Origin of the sequence: Exiguobacterium sp. AB2, from assembly GCF_000696055.1 — a bacterium.
GTDB classification, from domain to species: domain Bacteria; phylum Bacillota; class Bacilli; order Exiguobacteriales; family Exiguobacteriaceae; genus Exiguobacterium; species Exiguobacterium alkaliphilum.
Genome location: NZ_JNAA01000103.1, coordinates 20,869 through 41,140 on the forward strand (window position 1 = coordinate 20,869; position 20,272 = coordinate 41,140).

Sequence of the window (20,272 nt, forward strand, 5' to 3'; positions counted from 1 at the left end):
CGTTTCCTTTCTTCATTCCAAACGTTTGTTCTTATTTTATCGGAGTGCTGCTACGGTCGCAAGCGCTCCGTCGAGATTCTCATAAATGACATTACCGACGACAATCGTATCTACGTAAGAGGCCATCAAGCGCGCCGTTTCGGCCCCGTCGATGCCACCCCCGTAAAACAAGTGCGTGTCCGGCAAAGCGAGACGAACTTCTTTGACGACGTCCGGCGAGCCGAACGTGCCGCTATATTCGAGATAGAGGGACGGCAGTCGGAACACGTATCGACCCGTCTCGGCGTAGGCGACGACTTGCTCGAGCGACAGGCTCGTCTTGGCTTCTGTCACGACGGCGACTTTCGCCTCGGGGTTTAAGACGATATACCCTTGACCGGTCACGCACGTCGCATCGAACCAATGTCCGTATGATTCAAACGCCCGCGCCTGGTGTCCGATCACCCAATCGACACTCCCGGCGTTCAACACGGTCGGGATGAAGTAGTGCTGAAAGCCGCGCACCGTCTGGTCGGGATGGCTCATTTCGAGCGCGAGCGGGACGCCACACCCGGCTAACCGTTCATAGAGCCGGTACGTGTTCTCTGCGTCCACCCCGTCCGTCCCGCCGATGAGGAAGGCATCGGTCCCTGAGTGGATGAGCGCCTCGAGCGACGCGTCGTCGATGGATTTGTTCGGGTCTAACTTAAAGACATGACGCCACTTCGTAAATTCCATTCGGCTCCCTCCATTCGATACCTTCTCTAGTGTAGCGATTTTTAGACTCGGTTGCATCTGTTGACGAAAAAAAGACTTGCCGCAGCAAGTCTTCAGACGTGTCGTGATTCGGCGGTGCGGCGTTCGCGTGCGGTCATCCATCTTGCGACGAAGAGCGCAAACACCCCATACACCGGGACGAACCAGAGCGGATTCCCTAAAAAGAATCCGAGGACTGGAATGTCGAGCAAAGGTGAATCAGGGGAACAAAGCGCCGTCCCGTTCACGATGGCGATAAACGGCAAGACCGGGACGACGAACACGTAACCGAAGTTGATCCAAAATGCCTTCATGACCTTGTCTCCTTAACCTAAGATAATCGATTCTTTCGGATAATTGTACATCCGTTTCGGCTGACGGCGTTGCAAAATCAAGATGAAGGCGATGACCCCAATCCGGCCGATGAACATGAGAATCGTGAGCACCCATTTCCCGACGTTACTGAACTCCGAGGACAGCCCGACCGAAAGTCCGGTCGTCCCGAACGCCGAGCACGCCTCGAACAAGATCCGGGTGAGCGAGGCGTCCTCAAAGAACGCGAGCACCATGACACCCGTCAGCAAGACGGCGAGCGAGACGGTGATGATGACGAACGCTTTCCAAATATCTTCGAGCACGATTTCGCGTCCGAAAATTTTAATCGACGAGTCCCCACGGATGAACGCGATGACCCCGAGCACGGCGACGGCGAACGTCGTCGTCCGAATCCCCCCACCGACCGAAGACGGCGAGGCCCCGATGAACATGAGAATCGATAAGAGCAACATACTGCCTTCCGAGAACAAGTTGACGTCGACCGTCGATAGTCCCCCGTTTCGCGTCGTCACGGACTGGAATAACGAGTCCGACAGCGCGAGCCAGAGCGGCAACTCTTTGAAGGCGTTGTTGTACTCGAACAAGAACAATCCGACCGTCCCGATTGCACTCAAGATGAAGAACGTCGAGACCGTCAACTTCGTGAACAGTGAGAAACGGTGCGGGAAGTTCTCACGCTTGCGCATGATGCGGCTCGTCAAATACGTCCGAATCTCGACGAGCACCGGGAACCCGATGGCACCGCCGGTCATGAGCGCGATTTGTGTGAAGATGACGAACGGGTCTTCCCGGAACGGGGCGAGCGAGCTACCGGTAATATCGAATCCGGCGTTCGTCGTCGCACTTACGGCCCCGAACAAGCCTTGAAGGAATGCCTCGCCGGCCGTGTCAAAGTAGTTTAAGTAGTGAACACCGAGTAGCACCGCACCGATTGCCTCGATCGCGATTACCGTGATGACGATCTCGGTGATGTACTTGATGATACCAGACATCGACGTCTGGTTTTGGTCACGCAAAATGAGTTGGCGCTCACGGAAACCGATACGCTTCCCGAGCAAAATCCACATGATGACATGAAGACTAATCAACCCGACCCCGCTCACTTGAACGATGAAGAGGATGATGAATAGTCCGAACGTCGAGAACGTGTCCGCGACGACAATCGGCGTGAGTCCGGTGACACTGACACAACTGACCGCGAAAAAGACGAGGTCGGTGAACGTGATTGTGACACCAGGCTTGTGCGCGATTGGCAGAGCGAGCAGGATGATCGACAAAATCACGGCCGCGCTGTAAATCAAGACGAGCGTCTGGACCGGTGTCAGTTTTCGAAAGAACAGCTGTAAATTACGTTTCATAAATTTGTCTTGCATCATGCCCCTCCTCTCCATCAAAAACAAGATGACTCTTACGAGTCACCTTTGTCTGATTGGTTTAGGCGTTCAAGGGCAAGGTCATAGCCACCAGACCCGTAGTTCAAGCAACGCTTGACACGAGAAATCGTAGCCGTCGAAGCACCTGTCGCTTCTTCGATTTTATGATATGTGCTGCCTTCACGAATTTGGCGAGCCACTTCTAACCGTTGGGCCAGCGCCTGGACTTCGTTGACGGTCGCTAAATCTTCAAACAATTGATAACAGTCTTCGAGCGTGTCGAGCTTCAAGATCGCCTCAAACAGCTGATCAAGTTCACGCCCTCTTAATTTATCGAGTTGCATCCGCAAGCATCCTCTCTCCATCGTACTTCTTTATCATTTTAAAGCACGACTGCCTCGGACTCAACTGTTCATCGCAAAATCGCTGGAAATAGTATTTGTTTTTTCATGACTTCGTAAATTCCGAGCGGCGTCGCCCGCACATACGGCAAATGTGTCGAGGCGAGGAACAAGAGCGTGTAAATCGGGTCTTCGAAATGATACCCACGTGTCACGAGCTCCTCCCGAAGCTGTTTCTCCTGCTCGATCAACCGCTCAATCGGCTCCGTCGAGGTCATGCCGCAGAGCGGGAGCGGGATTTCTGCGATGATTTCCCCTCGGTCGACGAGGACGATGCCGCCGCCGAGTTCTTTCATCCGCGCGAACGCCGTCAACATGTCTTGTTTGCATTTCCCAAGAATCAAGTAATCGCCACTGATCGAGTACGAGCTGACGAGACCGCCGAAATCGTTGGCGAATCCTTTCAGTACCGTGTTGAGCCGCCACTTGCCTTCTTTGTCGAGCAACATGAGAAACGACTCGTCCCCTTCGCGCGGCAGTTCGTCTTGCCCGGTATCGTGCGTGATCTTAAACAGTTTCATGATGACCGAGTTGACCATATCGAGGCCGACGGGCATGCTGAACGACAAATCTTGCAGGGTAAGCTCAATCTCGACGTCTGTCGCCGGCATGAGCGCGAGCACCGCCTCGACGAGCTCGTCCGGGAACAGGGAGACGCCGTCGCGCACAATCCATTGTCCTTTTGCGATGACGCTCGTCGGACGCGGATCGTCCACGGCGTCGAGAATATTTAAATGGGCAATCCGCCCCGGGGCGATCGAGCCGAGGACGTGATCGAGGTCGAAGTGACGGGCCGCGTTCAACGAGACGATGCGATACGCCTCGATCGGGTCGAGTCCCGCCTCCATCATGATCTTCACGAGTTGATCCTGCATGCCCGCCTCATAAAAGCCCGGTGTCGAACCGTCCGTCGTCACCATCAAATGGTCGAACGCCGTCAACCCAGCCTTGAGTAAACCGTCCATCATCTCCGGGAGGTCCGGACGAATCGACGAGTGCCGTAACGTCGTCGTATAACCGTGTTCGAGCCGACAGAGCGCTTCTTCGGCCGTCATCGCCTCATGGTCGCTGTGGACACCCATCAGCGCCATTTTCGTGAGCGTCTTCGCCGATGCACCAGGGAAATGTCCTTCGACCGGTAGCCCGCAAGACTCTGCGTCAAGCATCCACTGTAACATCTCGTCGTCACCCTTCAGTGTGCGCGGCCATGCCGTCAACTCGCCGGCCATGATGACATCCGGATGGTTGAACCAGTCATGGATACGTTCCGTGTCGACGAGAACACTATCCCGGTCAAGCTCCGTTTGCGTGTCGAGACGGGCCCACCAATACGTGCTCGTCGGCAACTGTTGCATCGCATCCAATTGTGCAAACGCTTGCTCCTTATTTTGTAAAAAAAGAAGCATGTTGTCATTCACGAGCGTGGTCGTCCCCCGCTCGCCTGCATACTTCGACAGCGTCGCCGGGTTATACAGTTGGAATGGGTGAGCGTGTGGCTCCATGTAGCCTGGGACGATAAACTTCCCGGAAACATCGACTGTCTCGACCGCTGCTTTCGGCAAGTCCGGCCCGACATAAACGATTCGGTCATTTTCGATCCAGATGTTGGCTTCCTTCCATTGTTTCACATACACGTTCAAATATGTCGCATTCGTCAAGACGAGCGAAGGCGGTCGCACTTGGTCCACGACTTCGAGCTGTGAGCGAATCATCGTTTTCGACCATGGTGCCCGCGCCGATCGGTTTGTTGGCATCGAACCCAGTCCTCCCTTAATCGCTTGCTTTTATTATCAGACGATAATTTTGTAAGCGTTTTCTTTAACCTGATTCAAGTTTACCTTTTCTCATAATCCGTCGCAAGTTATGTTCACCATTGTAACGAAATTCACATAAAGTTTACACAAATAAAGACGCCTCCGAGGAGACGCCTATAGCATGACCACTTTCTTCAAATAGTTCTCCAGTTGCGAGAGCGGTACCGGTTTGCTGTAATGATACCCTTGAATCAACGAACTGCTATGCTCGAGCACGAACGCGAGCTGTTCCGGCCGCTCGACGCCTTCTGTGACGATATCGAGACCGAGCGTATGGAACGTCTGATACAACCCTTCTAACAGCGCCCGGTCGAACGTGTTTTCCGGAATCCCTTTGACGAAGTTTTGATCGATTTTAATCAAGTCGAGTTGAAGCGACTGTAGAAACGAGAGCGAGGACGTCCCAACACCGAAGTCGTCGAGGGAAATTTTTACCCCGATCGCCTTCAACGAGGTGATGAACTGTTGCAACTCATGCAGATTGCCGCCGACCTCACTTTCCGTGATTTCCACGTGCAGATTACTCGGATTGAACGTTTGATCGTGTAAAATGCGCTCGAGCTCTCCTAAAAACGAGCCATCCGCGATTTGACGTTTCGAGACGTTAATCGATAAGAACAGTTCGTGACGTGTCACGTGCTCACGCATCTCCCGGACAGCCTGACGGAGCACCCAACGTCCGATATCCGAGATGAGGCCGAGCTGTTCGGCGATTGGTATGAACAATCCGGGTGAGACTTGCCCTTTCACCGGATGATTCCAGCGGATGAGCGCCTCGACGCCGCGCACGGCGAACGGATGAGGCGAGACGATCGGTTGATAATACAGTTCGAACTCGTCTTCTTCGAGCGCACGGCGCAAATCACGTTCCATCTCGAGCGTCTGCAAGTAGTGGCTACCGTCTTCAATCTCTTGGAACGAGAGCACCCGATTTTTCCCGGACAGCTTCGCCTCGTGCAAGACGACGTCGAGACGTCCCATCAAAATCTCGTACGTGTGATGCGGATGATGGGAGGCGAAGACGTCGAGTCCGATCGTCGTCGTCAGCCCGGTCACCCCGTTCACGTCGGCCCAGTCCGCCAAATCTTTCATGAGCCGTCTCGCGACCGGACGTAACTCCTCGAGTGTCCAGTTCGGATGAAGGAACATGAATTCATCTGCCCCGATTCGGGCAACGAACCCTTCTTCTTTATAGAAGTTCAACCGCGAGGCGACATAAATCAAAGCCGCATCCCCGGTCCGGTGCCCGAACTGGTCATTGATGCGTCGAAAATCATCGAGATCGAGCCCAATCACACCGATGTGACGGTACGTCTTTCGCACGGCGGCGAAATAATCCTCGACCGCGAGTCGGTTCGGCAGTTGCGTGAGCGCATCGCGATACGCCTTATCGAGCACTTCCGCTCGCGTATCTTCGAGCGCGGCGAGCACTTCGTTCATACTCGCGGCCATCTGTTCAATCTCGTCCCGGCTCCCCGCATCGATACTGAGACGCAGGCGACTGTCGCGTTCGACCGTGATTTGTTTCAACTCGCCCCCAATTTCCATCAAACGGCGAATGACGACACGGTGGAACGTCCATAACAACGACAAGAACAGGCCGGTTCCGAGGAAGACGAGCGCGACCATCCCGAGCCGAAGCATCGACACCGTGTTCGCGTAGTGTGTCGGTTCGACGACGAACGTGATGCCGTAGTCGGTCTTGTCATACACCGTATCGAGCGGGATGACAACATGTGTCAGCCCGTCCCGCGACGTGATCATCGTATCGGTCGCTTCGGTCAGACCTACGGCGAGCGGTAACTTCGTCTGGGCACTCAAATCGGCGACGAAATGACTGCTGACGAACTCGAGCATGACGAGCGTCCCTTCGACCGGACCGCTACGGTCACTTTGGAGAATCGGATGGGTCGCATAAAACACGGGCCCGTATTCGCTCTCATAAATCGTACTGCGCGTGTTGGCGTCAGCTCGAACACGTGAAGCGATATCGGTCAAAAACGCCTGTTGCTCCGGCTCAGTCAGCGACAAGCCCTGCTTTTGGAACGTGGCGTAATGCACATCCCCGTCCCGATTTAAAAACAGCATCGCATTGACGTTCAAATTGTCGAGCGACGCCTCGCTGATGTTGCTGTCGACGAACGCCTCGTTCTTTCCTTGGACGAACGCATACGCGTCGTTCCATGCCGCCCAATCGACGAGCGTCCGCTCGAGGCTACTCTTTCGATTCGCGAGTGTCTCGGTCACGCTCGCGATCTGACTGTCGACCGCGAGCCGGTCACGCTCCATGCTCTGTTCGATGAAATAAGGCCGGACGACAAAGAAGATGACGCCGACAAAAATGAGGATATTCAACGCCACCGCAATCATCAGTTTTGTCCGAATGCGCATGCCGACCACCTTCTTCCTTCAATCTACATCATTATTGTAGAACACGAAGTTGGCATTTCCTTCTTTTCGCATGAAAAAAAGGATGGGTTGACCCATCCTTTAAAAAATCTGTATAAGTGCTCGGTGCGCGATGTCCGATCGGTAAAACGTCTCCGGCAGTTCGAGCGTTTCAAGCGCGGCATATGCCGTTCGTCTTGCCTCTTGTAACGTCGGTTTCGTCGAGGTGAGGACGAACAACCGCCCGCCATTCCCAACAATCTCGCCATCTTGTTTCGTCGTACCGGCATGGAAGACGAGGACGTCTCCAGATAACCGCTCAAACCCGGATAACACTTGACCCGACACCGCTGTCGACGGATAGCCTTCCGCCGCCACGACGACACCAATCGTGTAAGCATCAAGCCACTCGATGGCGTACGTTTTCTTGGCGACGACGGCCTCGATGACGTCTAGGAGCGGTGAAACGAGGTTCGGGATGATGACTTCGGTTTCCGGGTCCCCGAAACGCGCGTTGAACTCAATCACTTTCGGCCCGTCAGCCGTCAAGATGAGCCCAGCGTACAGGAAGCCTTCGAACGGCGTCCCACGTTCAACCATCGTCTTCGCGAGCGGATGGAGTACACGTTCGACCGCCTCATCATAAACGCTTCCGGCAAGGTGAGGCATCGGGCTATACGCACCCATCCCGCCCGTGTTCGGTCCTTCATCGTTGTCATAGGCACGTTTATGGTCTTGCGACGTGATCATCGGGATGACGTGGTCACCAGAGACGAACGCCATGAGCGAGAACTCTTCACCTTCCAAAAACTCTTCGATGACGACACGCGACTGTGCACCGAACTTGTCGGTCGTGAAGATGTCCGTAATGGCTTCTCTTGCTTCTTCAAGCGAGAAGGCGACCGTCACGCCTTTCCCGGCGGCGAGCCCGTCCGCCTTGACGACAAGCGGGGCACCAATCGTCTCGATGTAACGGAGAGCCGAGGCTGCGTCCGTGAACGTCTCGTAGGCCGCTGTCGGAATGTCCGCCTGGCGCATCACTTCCTTCGCGAACGCCTTGCTCCCTTCAAGCAGGGCGGCGGCTTTCGTCGGGCCAAAAATCGGCAAGCCCTCTCTCTGGAATGCGTCGACGACGCCTGCCATGAGCGCCGACTCCGGCCCGACAATCGTCCAACCGATTTGTTCTGCCTTGGCGAACGAGACGAGCGCCGTGACGTCCGTCTCTTCGATTGGCACGCACGTCATGCCGCCCATGTTGAGATTGCCCGGGGCGACGAAGACGTCATGCCCGTCCTGCTTCAATTTCCAGGCGAGGGCGTGTTCCCGCCCGCCGCGTCCAATGACGAGTACGTTCATCATATCGCTCCTCTCAGTGTTTGAAGTGTCGGACTGATGTGAACACCATCGTGATGCCATGACGGTTCGCCGCCTTGATCGACTCTTCATCTCGAATCGAACCGCCTGGCTGGATGATGGCCGTAATGCCGGCCGCTGCCGCTGCTTCGACCGTGTCGCCCATCGGGAAGAACGCATCGCTACCGAGTGCCGCACCGATGGCTCGTTCACCGGCTTGTTCGAAGGCGATTTTCGCCGCCCCGACCCGGTTCATCTGTCCAGCACCAATCCCGATTGTCGTCTCGTCTTTGGCGACGACGATCGCGTTTGATTTCACGTGTTTAACGACGCGCCAAGCGAGCTTTAAGTCTTCCCACTCAGAAGCCGTCGGGCGTCGGTCCGTCACGATTTGGCACGAGGCGTCGTCGAGCGTCATGTCATCCCCGTCTTGGACGAGCAAGCCACCGGCGACCGCGGTCAACCGTGTCCCCGTCATCTGCCCCATGTCGAGCGTCAACAGACGGAGATTCTTCTTCTCTTTCAATCGGTCAAGTGCTGCCTCGCTAAAGGATGGCGCGATGACGATCTCGAGGAAGATGTCCCGAAGAGCTTCTGCCGTCTCAAGGTCGACTTCCCGGTTCAACGCGACGATTCCCCCGAAGATTGAGACCGGGTCGGCCGCATGGGCACGTGTGAACGCTTGGTGAATCGTCTCGCCGACCGCGACACCGCACGGGTTCATATGTTTGACGACGACTGCTGCCGGCTCTGTCAACTCGGTGAGCGCCTCGAGTGCCGCGTTCGTGTCTTGGATGTTGTTGTATGAGAGTTCTTTTCCGTGGAGCTGTACTGCGTTCGCGAGCGTCATCCCGTCATAGAGCGGTGTCTTGTAAAATGCCGCCTGTTGATGTGGGTTCTCCCCGTAACGGAGGTCTTGCACTTTCTCATACGTGACCGTCAACTGTTCCGGGAACGTCTCGCCGATTTGTCGTCCTAAATAGTCGGCGATTAACGCGTCGTACGCCGCTGTATGGCGGAACGCTTTCGCCGCAAGGCGTTGGCGCGTCTCAAACGACGTCCCGCCGTTCGTGACTTCCTCGGCTACGACCGTGTAGTCGGACGGATCAACGACGACCGTCACGCTCGCATGGTTTTTCGCCGCAGAACGGAGCATGCTCGGTCCGCCGATATCGATATTCTCAATCGCCTCGTCATACGTCGCGTTTTCTTTTGCAATCGTCTGTTTGAACGGATACAAGTTGACGACGACATAGTCAATCGGTTCGATATGATGATCTTTCATCTGTTCGACATGCGAAGGCAAATCACGACGCCCGAGCAAACCGCCATGGACGAGTGGATGGAGCGTCTTCACGCGACCGTCGAGCATCTCGGGGAACGAGGTCACGTCCGAAATGTTTTTCACCGGTAACCCTGCCGCGACGAGTGCTGCTTCCGTCCCGCCGGTTGAAATCAGTTCGATGCCCGCCTGATGGAACGCACGCGCAAGCTCGACGATGCCTGTTTTATCTGACACACTTAATAATGCTCTCACTTGAAAACCTCCTGTTGATTGAACACTTCATGTAATACGTACGGATAGAGCGCATGCTCTGCCGCTTGAATCCGCCGGGTCGCTTCCTGACGATCACAGCCCGTGATGTCCACTTTACGTTGCGCGATGATCGGCCCTGTGTCCATCCCCGCATCGACGTAATGGATCGTGACGCCGCTGACGTCGACGCTTGCATCAAGCGCTTGACCGATTGCATCTTTTCCTGGAAATGCCGGGAGGAGCGACGGATGAATGTTGAGAATCCGACTCGGATATGCATCGAGCAAAACGTCCCCAATCAAACGCATATAACCGGCCAAGACGATGTACTCGACACGAAGCGCTTGAAGCAACACGAGAATCTCTTCTTCAAAGTCTCGCTTCGACGCATATGCTTTCGGTGTGAACGAAAAGCTCGGGATGTGATGCGCATCCGCCCGCTCGAGCACTTTCGCTCCCGGCTTATCTGTTACGAGTAAAACACACTCACCTGACAAGTCCCCCCGCTCAATTGACTGCCAAATCGTCTCCGCATTGCTTCCGGAACCAGAAGCGAAGATGGCGAACCGCTTCACTGATCGACACCCGTAATGCGGACGCCCGGTTTTGCATCCACTTTTCCGATGCGGTGCGCCGTCTCGCCAGCCCGTTCGAGAGCGGCTTCAACGACATCCACATCTTCGGGGCGGACCGTGATCATGAAGCCGATGCCCATATTGAATACGTTGAACATCTCTTGCTTCGAGACGTGTCCGACTTGTTCGAGCCAGTCAAACACCGGCAGGCTCGGCCAGCTTGAGGCGTTGAACGTGACGCCGAGTCCTTCCGGAAGCATCCGGGGCACGTTCTCGTAGAAGCCACCGCCCGTGATATGGGCCATCCCTTGGACGCGGCCTGTCGCGATGGCTGCTTTCGCCGCCTCGGCATAAATTCGAGTCGGCAGTAAGAGCGCGTTGCCGAGCGTCGTATCGAGCATGGCGATCTCGTCCGTATAGGCGAGCCCTTGCGCTTCGACGATATGACGGACGAGCGAGAATCCGTTCGAGTGAACGCCAGACGAAGCGAGACCGAGGACGATATCCCCTGCTTCAATCGTCTGCCCATCGATGAGCGCTTCTTTCTCGACGACACCGACAGCGAACCCGGCGATGTCATATTCGCCGTCCGGGTACATGCCCGGCATCTCAGCCGTCTCACCGCCGACGAGGGCACAACCCGCTTGGACACAGCCTTCGGCGACACCGGCGACGATGCGCTCGAGTTTCGCCGGTTCGGCTTTCCCGGTCGCGATGTAGTCTAAGAAATAGAGGGGTTCGGCCCCGTGGACGAGGCAGTCGTTGACGCACATCGCCACACAGTCAATCCCAATCGTATCATGTTGATCGAGCGCGAACGCGAGTTTAAGCTTCGTCCCGACCCCGTCCGTCCCGCTCACGAGAATCGGATGCTTCATCTGCATCGACCCGAGGTCGATCATCGCGCCGAAACTGCCAAGTCCCGTCATGACCTCCGAACGCATCGTCCGTGCGACGTGACGCTTCATGCGTGATACAGCCTCATAGCCTGCCTCTAAATTCACACCCGCTTGTTCATATCTTAAACTCATCGTCAGTCCCCCTCAAGCTTTTGTCTCTGTCACAAGTTCCGCCAGTTCCGTCGGATAAAGTCCGGTGAAGCAAGCGGCACACTGCCCACGCAAGTTTCCTTCAAACGGTCGGTCAATCGCGTCGACCGTTCCTTCCAATGAAAGAAATGCTAGTGAGTCGGCCCCAATCTCTTCTTTAATTTCTGTAATAGATTTAGTGGCCGCAATCAACTCTTCCTTTGATGATGTATCGATCCCGTAATAACACGGATGTTTTATCGGTGGTGACGTGATGCGGACGTGCACTTCGGTCGCCCCGGCTTCACGAAGCATCTTCACGATGCGCCGGCTCGTCGTGCCCCGGACAATCGAGTCGTCGACCATGATGACTCGCTTGCCGTTCACGACGCCGCGAAGCGCTGACAGTTTCATCTTGACGCCTCGCTCCCGTAGCTCTTGCGACGGTTGGATGAACGTCCGCCCGACGTAGCGGTTTTTGATGAGCCCCATCTCATACGGGATGCCGCTCGCCTCGGCGTAACCGATCGCTGCCGAGATGCTCGAATCGGGCACCCCGGTCACGACGTCTGCCTCGACCGGCGCCTCGTCGAACATCTTTTTCCCCATCGCTTTACGGGCCGTATGGACGTTTACCCCGTCGATGATCGAGTCTGGCCGTGAGAAGTAGATATACTCCATCGAACACATCGCCCGGACCGCGGCTTCACTGTATCGTTCGGACGTGATGCCGTCCGCTGTGATCATGAGGAGCTCGCCCGGTTCGACGTCACGGACGTATGTGGCGCCGACGACGTCGAACGCACACGTCTCAGAAGCGAACACGTACGCCCCGTCCTCGGTCTGACCGAGCGAGAGCGGACGGAGTCCATGGACATCGACCGCGACGTAAAGTACGTCTTCCGTCAAAAAGAGAAACGCGAACGCCCCGACGAGACGGGCCAAGCTGTCCGAAATCCGTTCTTTCAGCGAGTTGCCACGACTCCGCTTAATCAAGTGGGCGACGACTTCTGTGTCTGACGTCGTCTGGAAGATCGCGCCTTCCGCCTCGAGCAGATGTTTCAGTTCGGTCGCATTGACGAGGTTCCCGTTATGCGCCATCGCCAAGTCGCCGGTGAGCGATTTGAAGTGGAGCGGTTGAACGTTTTCGAGCGTGTTCCCCCCCGCCGTCGAATAGCGGACGTGCCCGATGGCGTGATGCCCGGTCAAGGCGTCGAGCGACGGTTCGTCAAACACTTCGGCGACGAGTCCGAGCCCACGCTTCGCGTTCAACCGTTTCCCGTCCGCCGTAACGATGCCCGTCCCTTCTTGGCCCCGGTGTTGCAGACTATGCAGGCCGTAGTAGGCGAGATGAGACGCGTCGATGTGTCCGTAGACGCCGAACACACCGCATTCCTCATTCATGCCTCGGATGTCATATAACATGGAATAGCTCCTTCCCATACACGTTCCAGCTCGGTGACGTCCATCTCGATGAGGCGGTCACTCGCTCGGATAATCAGTTGTGTTGCCTCGGTCACGTGTCCGATACGCGCGGCGTTCGTCAACGTCTCGAAGCGGTCCGCTTGATCGGCCGCGACTGTGACGAGGAAGCGTGACTGTGACTCACTAAAGAGTGTCGTCACGAGATCCGTCTCGACGCTCACGTCTAAGCCGAACCCAGTCCCGAATACGAGTTCAGGAAGCGCTGCGGCGAGTCCGCCCTCTGACACGTCGTGGGCCGCTGTGACGAGCCCTTGACGAATCGCGGAAAGGAGCGCTTGTTGATTCGTGCGTTCCGTCGCTAAGTCAAGTGACGGTGCATGCCCGCTTACTTTGCCGTCTTGTAGCATTTGCAGCGCACTGCCACCGAACTCAGGTTTCGTCTCACCGAGCAAGAAGACGACGTCGCCTGCCGTCTTGGCGAACGAAGTCGTGATATGTTCACGCTTTTCAATCAAACCGACCATGCCGACGACCGGTGTCGGATAGATGGCTGTTCCGTTCGACTCATTGTAAAGCGAGACGTTTCCTCCGATGACCGGTGTATCAAGCGTTCGACACGCCTCGGCCATGCCTTCGACGGCTTGGTCGAGTTGCCAGAACCCTTCTGGTTTGTCTGGACTACCGAAGTTCAAGCAATCCGTGAGCGCGAGCGGTTCAGCCCCGCTCGCGACGATGTTGCGCGCTGCTTCGGCGACCGCGATCGCGCCGCCGACACGTGGATCGAGGTACACGTATTTGGCGTTACAATCCGTTGTCATCGCCAGCGATTTGTCTGTGTCGCGAATACGGATGACGGCCGCGTCACTGCCTGGCGCAACGACGGTCGATGTTTGGACCATATGGTCGTACTGCTCATACACCCAACGTTTCGAGGCGATGGTCGGCATGGCAAGGACGTCTTTCCACGTCGCGAGCACATCCGTGACGACCGGTTGGACCGGTGCCATCGCTTGGAACGTTTCGTAATACGCCGGCACTTTTGACGGCTTATGATAGACCGGTGCGTCTTCGGCGAGCGCGTCGACCGGTACTTCGGCCGCAATCTCGCCGTGATGCACAAGGCGGAGCACTTTGTCTTCGATGACTTCGCCGACTTTGATCGCATGAAGTCCCCACTTCGTGACAATCGCTTCAATCTCGTCTTCATGTCCTGCCTTGACGACGAGGAGCATCCGTTCTTGCGATTCCGACAACATCATCTCGTAAGGCGTCATCCCTGACTCCCGTTGCGGGACGAGGTCGAGGTTCATCTCGATGCCCATCCCCGCTTTTGACGCCATCTCGGCCGAAGACGAGGTGAGACCGGCCGCGCCCATATCCTGAATGCCGACGAGAGCCGGGTGCTTGATGACTTCCAAACACGCTTCGATTAACAACTTCTCCATAAACGGGTCTCCGACTTGGACGGCAGGACGTTTCTCGTCCGCATCCTCACCGAGTTCTTCTGAGGCGAACGTCGCCCCGTGAATCCCGTCACGTCCGGTCGTCGCACCGACGTACATGACCGAGTTGCCGACGCCTTCCGCAATCCCTTTTTGAATGTCTTCGTGGCGGATGAGCCCGACGCACATCGCATTGACGAGCGGGTTACCAGCATAGGCCGGGTCAAACGTGACTTCCCCACCGACCGTCGGGATGCCGACACAGTTGCCATACCCGGCAATCCCTGAGACAACGTGGCCGAATAAATGTTTCACACGTGATTCGTTCAAATCTCCGAAGCGGAGCGAGTTGAGGAGAGCCACAGGACGCGCGCCCATTGAGAAGATGTCGCGGATGATGCCGCCGACGCCGGTCGCCGCTCCTTGGTACGGCTCGATCGCGGACGGATGGTTATGGCTCTCGATCTTAAAAGCGACCGCTTGCCCGTCACCGATGTCGACGATTCCAGCTCCTTCTCCCGGTCCTTGAAGGACGTGCTTCCCAGTTGTCGGGAACTTACGGAGCACAGGCTTCGAGTTTTTGTACGAACAGTGTTCTGACCACATGACCGAGAATAAGCCGATTTCCGTGTAGTTCGGGTCACGTCCGAGTAGCGAGACGACGAGCGCGTACTCTTCGTCTGAAAGTCCCATCGTCGCGTATAAGCGTGCTTCACGGATATCTTGTGCTGTCGGTTCAGTTGTAACTAGCATGTCGAGTCCCCCATTTCACCATTGAAGTGAATAATCGTTTTCCGTCTTCACTGCCAAGTAATCGCTCGACCGCCCGTTCCGGGTGCGGCATCATGCCGAGCACGTTGCCTTGTGCGTTCGTGATGCCGGCGATGTCCGCTGCCGACCCGTTCGGATTATCCGTATACGTGAAGACGATTTGCCCGTTCGCGCGAAGCGTATCGAGCGTCTCGTCGTCACAGTAGTAGTTGCCTTCCCCATGTGCGATCGGGATCCGAATCGTCTCACCGAGTGCGTAGTCGCTCGTGAACATCGTCTCGTTGTTTTCGACTTTCAGCTCGACCGTCTTACACATGAACTTCAAGTCACGGTTTCGCATCAACACACCTGGCAACAATCCTGTCTCGACAAGCACTTGGAATCCATTGCAGACACCGAATACTGGACGTCCTTCTTCAGCGAAACGTTTCACTTCACTCATGATCGGTGAAAACTGTGCAATGGCCCCGCACCGTAAGTAATCCCCATATGAAAATCCTCCAGGGAGAAGCACACCGTCGTAACCTTCTAGTGACGTCTCGGTATGGAACACGTATTCCGCTTCTTCGCCAATCACGTCTTTGACCGCGTGATATAGATCGAGGTCACAGTTCGATCCTGGGAAGACGATGACCGCAAATTTCATGCGAGTACCCCCATCTCGATTTCGTAGTTCTCGATGACCGTATTGACGAGCAGCTTCTCACACATGTCTCGGACCATCGCTTCGGTCGTCTCATCTGCCACTTGGAGCTCGATCACTTTACCGATGCGCACCGATTCAACGCCGGTGAATCCGAGGTGATCGAGTCCGCCTTTGACGGCGACACCTTGTGGGTCGAGCACACTTTCACGTAATGTCACGTACACGTTTACTTTTTTCATTGGTCCATTCCCCCTATGCGTGTTAACAGCTGGCCGTACGTCTCGGTCAGTGATCCGAGGTCTCTACGGAATACGTCTTTGTCGAGCTTCTGCTTCGTCTCTTGATCCCAAAGTCGGCACGTGTCCGGCGAAATCTCATCGGCGAGGATGATCGTCCCGTCGACTTTACCGAACTCGAGTTTAAAATCGATTAAGTCGATGCCGTGTTCTGCGAAGAAATCAAGCAACACATCGTTCACCCAAAGCCCGAGTTGTCGCAATGTTTCGACTTCTTTATGTGTGGCGACCTGCAGTAAACGGATATGATCTTCTGTCAGAAGCGGATCTCCGAGTGCGTCATCTTTATAATAGAATTCAACAATTGGTGCGAGGAGCGGTGTCCCTTCTTCCCAACCGAGTCGTTTGGCCAGGCTCCCGGCGGCGACGTTGCGAACGACGACTTCGAGCGGGATGATGTCGACACGGCGGACGAGTTGTTCGCGGTCCGATACTTTTTGAATAAAGTGCGTCGGAATCTTATTATCGTGCATCAGCTCGAACAAACGGGTCGTGATGGCGTTGTTCAATACGCCTTTGCCGTCAATCGACTGTTTCTTTTCCCCATTGAATGCCGTTGCGTCGTCTTTATAATAAACGCGGAGCACACCCGGCTCTTCTGTCTCGTATAACGCTTTCGCCTTACCTTCGTAGATTGCTTCCATCTGTATCCGTTCCCCCTTAAAGTGAGAGGGGCATGGCGCCCCTCAACGATTACAAACCACAGCGTTCAAAAATCACATCGACACGGCGCACGTGATGGCTCGGGTCAAATAGGTCGTCGAGCTCGTCACTCGTGAAGAGTGCGCCCATCTCGGCGTCTTGTTCAATCAAAGTGCGGAACATCGTCTCTTCTTCCCACGCCTGCATCGCCTTCGGTTGCACGGCATCATACGCGGCTTCACGTGACCAGCCTTTCTCAATCAAGGCGAGCAAGATCCGTTGCGAGAAGATGATGCCGAACGTCCGGTCCATGTTGCGGCGCATATTGTCCGGGAACACCGTCAAGTTCTTCACGATGTTGCCGAAACGGTTGAGCATATAGTTCAACAAGCTCGTCGCGTCCGGTAAAATGATGCGTTCTGCCGATGAGTGCGAGATGTCGCGTTCATGCCAAAGCGGGACGTTCTCGTACGCCGTCACCATATGGCCGCGGATGACGCGGGCAAGGCCTGTCATGTTTTCCGAGCCGATCGGATTACGTTTATGCGGCATCGCCGATGATCCTTTTTGTCCTTTTGCGAAGAATTCTTCGACTTCACGTGTCTCTGTCTTTTGAAGGCCGCGAATCTCGGTCGCCATCTTCTCAATCGACGTGGCGATCAACGCGAGCGTACCCATATATTCAGCATGGCGGTCACGTTGTAACGTCTGTGTCGAGATTGGAGCGGCCTGGATGCCCAACTTGTCACAGACATACGATTCGATGAACGGGTCGATGTTGGCGAACGTGCCGACAGCGCCGCTCATCTTGCCGAACTCAATCGTCTCGCGTGCTGCCATGAAGCGTTTCTTGTTGCGCTTCATTTCCTCGTACCAGAGGGCGAGCTTCAAACCGAACGTCGTCGGCTCCGCATGAACGCCATGGGTACGACCCATCATGATGTCGTATTTATGCGCTTTCGCCTTTTCAGCAAGAATGTCGATGAACCGATCCAAGTCTGCTTCTAAAATATCGTTCGCTTGCTTAATCAAGTAAGAGAGCGCTGTATCGACGACATCCGTCGACGTCAATCCGTAATGGACCCACTTCTTTTCTTCACCGAGTGTCTCAGAGACGGCACGGGTGAAGGCAATCACGTCATGACGCGTCTCTTGTTCAATCTCAAGGATTCGTTCGACATCGAATGAGGCTTGATCCCAAAGTACCTTGACGTCCTCTTTTGGAATGACACCTAACTCGCTCCACGCCTCGCAAGCGTAAAGCTCGACTTTGAGCCAAGCGTCAAACTTGTTCTCATCGGTCCAAATGGCCGCCATCTCGGGGCGGGTATAACGTGAAATCATAAAACAGTCTCCTTCCAAATTGCCAGTTGTTCGATGGTATGAAGCGCCTCGTCGACAGAAGGGGCAAGTACGTTCAAGTGGCCCATCTTCCGTCCGGGTTTCGCTTCGTCTTTCCCATACAGATGTAGTTTAACATTCGATGGTAAACGCTGCGGGTTCAGTTTTTGCATATGTTCCCCGAGCAGGTTGACCATGACAACCGGTGTGTGTAACGTCGTATGACCGAGGGACATGCCCGTCACGGCACGAATATGTTGCTCGAATTGTGACGTTTCGCATGCATCGATCGTGTAATGGCCTGAGTTGTGAGGTCGTGGTGCGAGTTCATTCACGTAAAGGGAACCGTCTGGCATAACGAACAGTTCGACTGCGAGCGTTCCAATCAACCCAATCTGATCCGCAAGCTGTAGCGCCAGATGACGTGCGTCTTCTATGATGTCTTCGGAAAGACGGGCCGGGACAATCGATAGATGTAAGATGTTGTTTTGATGAACGTTCTCGCTAATCGGGAACGTCGTCGTCTCGTGAACGCCTCGTGTCACGATGACCGATATCTCTTTTTCAAAAGAAAGCCACGCTTCGGCGACGTATTCATCCTCACGGAACTGATCGGTGAACGAATGGACATCCTGCATCGTCCGGACGACCGTCTGTCCTTTGCCATCGTATCCAAATCGACACGTCTTGATGACAAATGGCAACCCAAGTAACTCTTGGGCTCGTAAGACGTCTCGTACAGAACGTACCGGCACATACGGGGCGACCCGTAACCCAGCCGACTCAATCATCTGTTTTTCGAGCAATCGGTGCTGCGTTGCTTTCAACACGTCCATGCCTTGCGGGCACTTATCGCGAATCGCTTCAATCATTGCGGTCTCGATGTTCTCGAACTCATATGTGATGACGTCGGTACGCGCTGCGAGTTCTTTTGCTGCCTCGACGTCGTCAAAGTTTGCGACGATACTCGGTGCCACTTGAGCCGCCGGTGCGCGTTCAGCTGGGTCAAGGCTGAGCGTCTCGTACCCCATCGCACTTGCACTGAGTGACATCATTCGTCCAAGTTGGCCTCCGCCTAATATCCCGATTCTCATTAGACGAGTTCCTCCGTTCCATGCATCGCCATCTCTTTTTTCTCTTGGCGATATTGCGTAAGGCGATCGGCGATGTCCATTGAATGAATGCTAAGGATTTGTGCGGCGAGAAGTCCGGCATTCGTGGCGCCTGCTTGTCCAATCGCGACCGTCGCGACCGGTACACCGGCCGGCATTTGGACGATGGATAGAAGTGAATCGAGCCCGTTCAACGCTTTCGATTGAACGGGTACACCGATGACTGGCAACGTCGTCTTCGCGGCCACCATCCCCGGAAGGTGGGCAGCCCCCCCTGCACCGGCGATGATGATTTGAATCCCGCGGTCTCGTGCCTTTTCAGCATATTCGAACATAAGATCAGGTGTGCGATGCGCCGACACGACTTGTTTCTCATATGCGATGTGGAGCGTATCAAGCACAGCACATGTATGTTGCATCGTCTCCCAGTCAGATGAACTGCCCATGATTACACCAACTGTCTTCACTTCAGCGTCCCCCTTAAAATAAAGAAATCCCTAAACCGATTCGTCAGTTTAGGGTATAGACCACGACAAAAAAATGTCGACTATACCCCATAGTCTGACCAGAATCGGTGATCAGGTAGAAACTTGCAAGCCATTTCCTTGCGATTATATGGAGCGATATTTGATTTTCTTAACTCACACGCCTATCGTACCTTGTTCTTTGAAAACATGTCAACAAAGTGCGAACATTTTAATTGTCTGAATATTTATCGTTCGCTTTTAACTCATTCTCAGTACGTAAAAAAACCGCCCTCATAAAAGGACGGTTTGGCATCATGGTTTGAGAGCAACGCACTCAAATAAAATCGATTGATGGGAATGTACAGGTTCGTCTTTGGTTCCCGTTTTTTCAAAGACAGGCTTTTCAATCCTACGTACCGGGCGATACCCCATTTGAGCGATGCGATCTAAACACTCACCGACCGTCTCGTTTGGCTCGACGTATACTTTGATTTTTTTGGCCATCTGTTCTTCCTCTCTTTCATTTGAATGACGATATAAAAAAGCGGCGGCCCTTGAGCGAATGCTCCAGAACCACCGTTTGCCTGGCG

General features: G+C 54.9%; 19 protein-coding genes and 1 riboswitch. All 19 genes read right to left on the reverse strand.

Annotated features, from left to right (window positions below; translation table 11 throughout):
- Positions 1-36 precede the first annotated feature (36 nt).
- Positions 37-717: a heptaprenylglyceryl phosphate synthase gene (locus tag DI14_RS12420; protein ID WP_034809018.1), complete on the reverse strand. Its 681-nt coding sequence runs from the start codon at positions 715-717 to the stop codon at positions 37-39.
- Positions 718-809: 92 nt separating this feature from the next.
- Complete coding sequence (locus DI14_RS12425) at positions 810-1,049, reverse strand: hypothetical protein (RefSeq protein WP_034809021.1); 240 nt, start codon at positions 1,047-1,049, stop codon at positions 810-812.
- A 12-nt stretch (positions 1,050-1,061) separates the two neighbouring features.
- Positions 1,062-2,444 (reverse strand): TrkH family potassium uptake protein, encoded by a 1,383-nt coding sequence (locus DI14_RS12430; protein ID WP_051622721.1) that lies wholly within the window; start codon positions 2,442-2,444, stop codon positions 1,062-1,064.
- A gap of 35 nt (positions 2,445-2,479) precedes the next feature.
- A complete protein-coding gene (locus DI14_RS12435) occupies positions 2,480-2,788 on the reverse strand; it encodes a YerC/YecD family TrpR-related protein (RefSeq protein ID WP_024371764.1) in 309 nt (102 codons plus the stop codon).
- 68 nt (positions 2,789-2,856) lie between these two features.
- Entirely contained in the window at positions 2,857-4,599 is a 1,743-nt protein-coding gene (locus DI14_RS12440; protein WP_034809023.1) for an adenine deaminase C-terminal domain-containing protein, read from the reverse strand.
- 174 nt (positions 4,600-4,773) lie between these two features.
- Positions 4,774-7,050: a bifunctional diguanylate cyclase/phosphodiesterase gene (locus tag DI14_RS12445; RefSeq protein WP_235193468.1), complete on the reverse strand. Its 2,277-nt coding sequence runs from the start codon at positions 7,048-7,050 to the stop codon at positions 4,774-4,776.
- A gap of 99 nt (positions 7,051-7,149) precedes the next feature.
- Entirely contained in the window at positions 7,150-8,403 is a 1,254-nt protein-coding gene (gene purD, locus DI14_RS12450) for a phosphoribosylamine--glycine ligase (protein ID WP_034809026.1), read from the reverse strand.
- A 13-nt stretch (positions 8,404-8,416) separates the two neighbouring features.
- Complete coding sequence (gene purH, locus DI14_RS12455; protein ID WP_034809028.1) at positions 8,417-9,937, reverse strand: bifunctional phosphoribosylaminoimidazolecarboxamide formyltransferase/IMP cyclohydrolase; 1,521 nt, start codon at positions 9,935-9,937, stop codon at positions 8,417-8,419.
- On the reverse strand, positions 9,934-10,512 hold the full coding sequence (purN, locus tag DI14_RS12460) for a phosphoribosylglycinamide formyltransferase (protein WP_034809030.1): 579 nt from the start codon (positions 10,510-10,512) through the stop codon (positions 9,934-9,936). The genes purH and purN overlap by 4 nt, the downstream gene beginning before the upstream one ends.
- A complete protein-coding gene (gene purM / locus DI14_RS12465) occupies positions 10,509-11,543 on the reverse strand; it encodes a phosphoribosylformylglycinamidine cyclo-ligase (RefSeq protein ID WP_034809032.1) in 1,035 nt (344 codons plus the stop codon). The genes purN and purM overlap by 4 nt, the downstream gene beginning before the upstream one ends.
- A 12-nt stretch (positions 11,544-11,555) precedes the next feature.
- Complete coding sequence (gene purF, locus DI14_RS12470; protein WP_034809034.1) at positions 11,556-12,965, reverse strand: amidophosphoribosyltransferase; 1,410 nt, start codon at positions 12,963-12,965, stop codon at positions 11,556-11,558.
- The gene (gene purL / locus DI14_RS12475) at positions 12,941-15,160 is read right to left on the reverse strand and encodes a phosphoribosylformylglycinamidine synthase subunit PurL (protein WP_034809036.1); all 2,220 of its coding nucleotides are present in this window, start codon (positions 15,158-15,160) and stop codon (positions 12,941-12,943) included. Before purL ends, purF begins: the two co-directional genes overlap by 25 nt.
- Positions 15,144-15,824, reverse strand: a complete 681-nt coding sequence (gene purQ / locus DI14_RS12480; protein WP_034809039.1) for a phosphoribosylformylglycinamidine synthase subunit PurQ — start codon at positions 15,822-15,824, stop codon at positions 15,144-15,146. The genes purL and purQ overlap by 17 nt, the downstream gene beginning before the upstream one ends.
- Entirely contained in the window at positions 15,821-16,063 is a 243-nt protein-coding gene (purS, locus tag DI14_RS12485; protein ID WP_034809041.1) for a phosphoribosylformylglycinamidine synthase subunit PurS, read from the reverse strand. Before purS ends, purQ begins: the two co-directional genes overlap by 4 nt.
- On the reverse strand, positions 16,060-16,764 hold the full coding sequence (gene purC, locus DI14_RS12490) for a phosphoribosylaminoimidazolesuccinocarboxamide synthase (RefSeq protein WP_034809042.1): 705 nt from the start codon (positions 16,762-16,764) through the stop codon (positions 16,060-16,062). The genes purS and purC overlap by 4 nt, the downstream gene beginning before the upstream one ends.
- Positions 16,765-16,813: 49 nt before the next feature.
- Positions 16,814-18,106 carry an adenylosuccinate lyase gene (gene purB, locus DI14_RS12495; RefSeq protein ID WP_034809043.1) on the reverse strand — a complete coding sequence of 431 codons (1,293 nt, stop codon included), beginning with the start codon at positions 18,104-18,106 and terminating at the stop codon, positions 16,814-16,816.
- On the reverse strand, positions 18,103-19,197 hold the full coding sequence (gene purK / locus DI14_RS12500) for a 5-(carboxyamino)imidazole ribonucleotide synthase (protein ID WP_034809044.1): 1,095 nt from the start codon (positions 19,195-19,197) through the stop codon (positions 18,103-18,105). Before purK ends, purB begins: the two co-directional genes overlap by 4 nt.
- Positions 19,197-19,661, reverse strand: a complete 465-nt coding sequence (purE, locus tag DI14_RS12505) for a 5-(carboxyamino)imidazole ribonucleotide mutase (RefSeq protein WP_034809045.1) — start codon at positions 19,659-19,661, stop codon at positions 19,197-19,199. The genes purK and purE overlap by 1 nt, the downstream gene beginning before the upstream one ends.
- A gap of 91 nt (positions 19,662-19,752) precedes the next feature.
- Positions 19,753-19,854, reverse strand: a riboswitch (purine riboswitch).
- A gap of 140 nt (positions 19,855-19,994) precedes the next feature.
- Positions 19,995-20,272: NETI motif-containing protein (locus DI14_RS12510; protein WP_369792718.1), on the reverse strand; the 278-nt coding region annotated here is incomplete at its 5' end.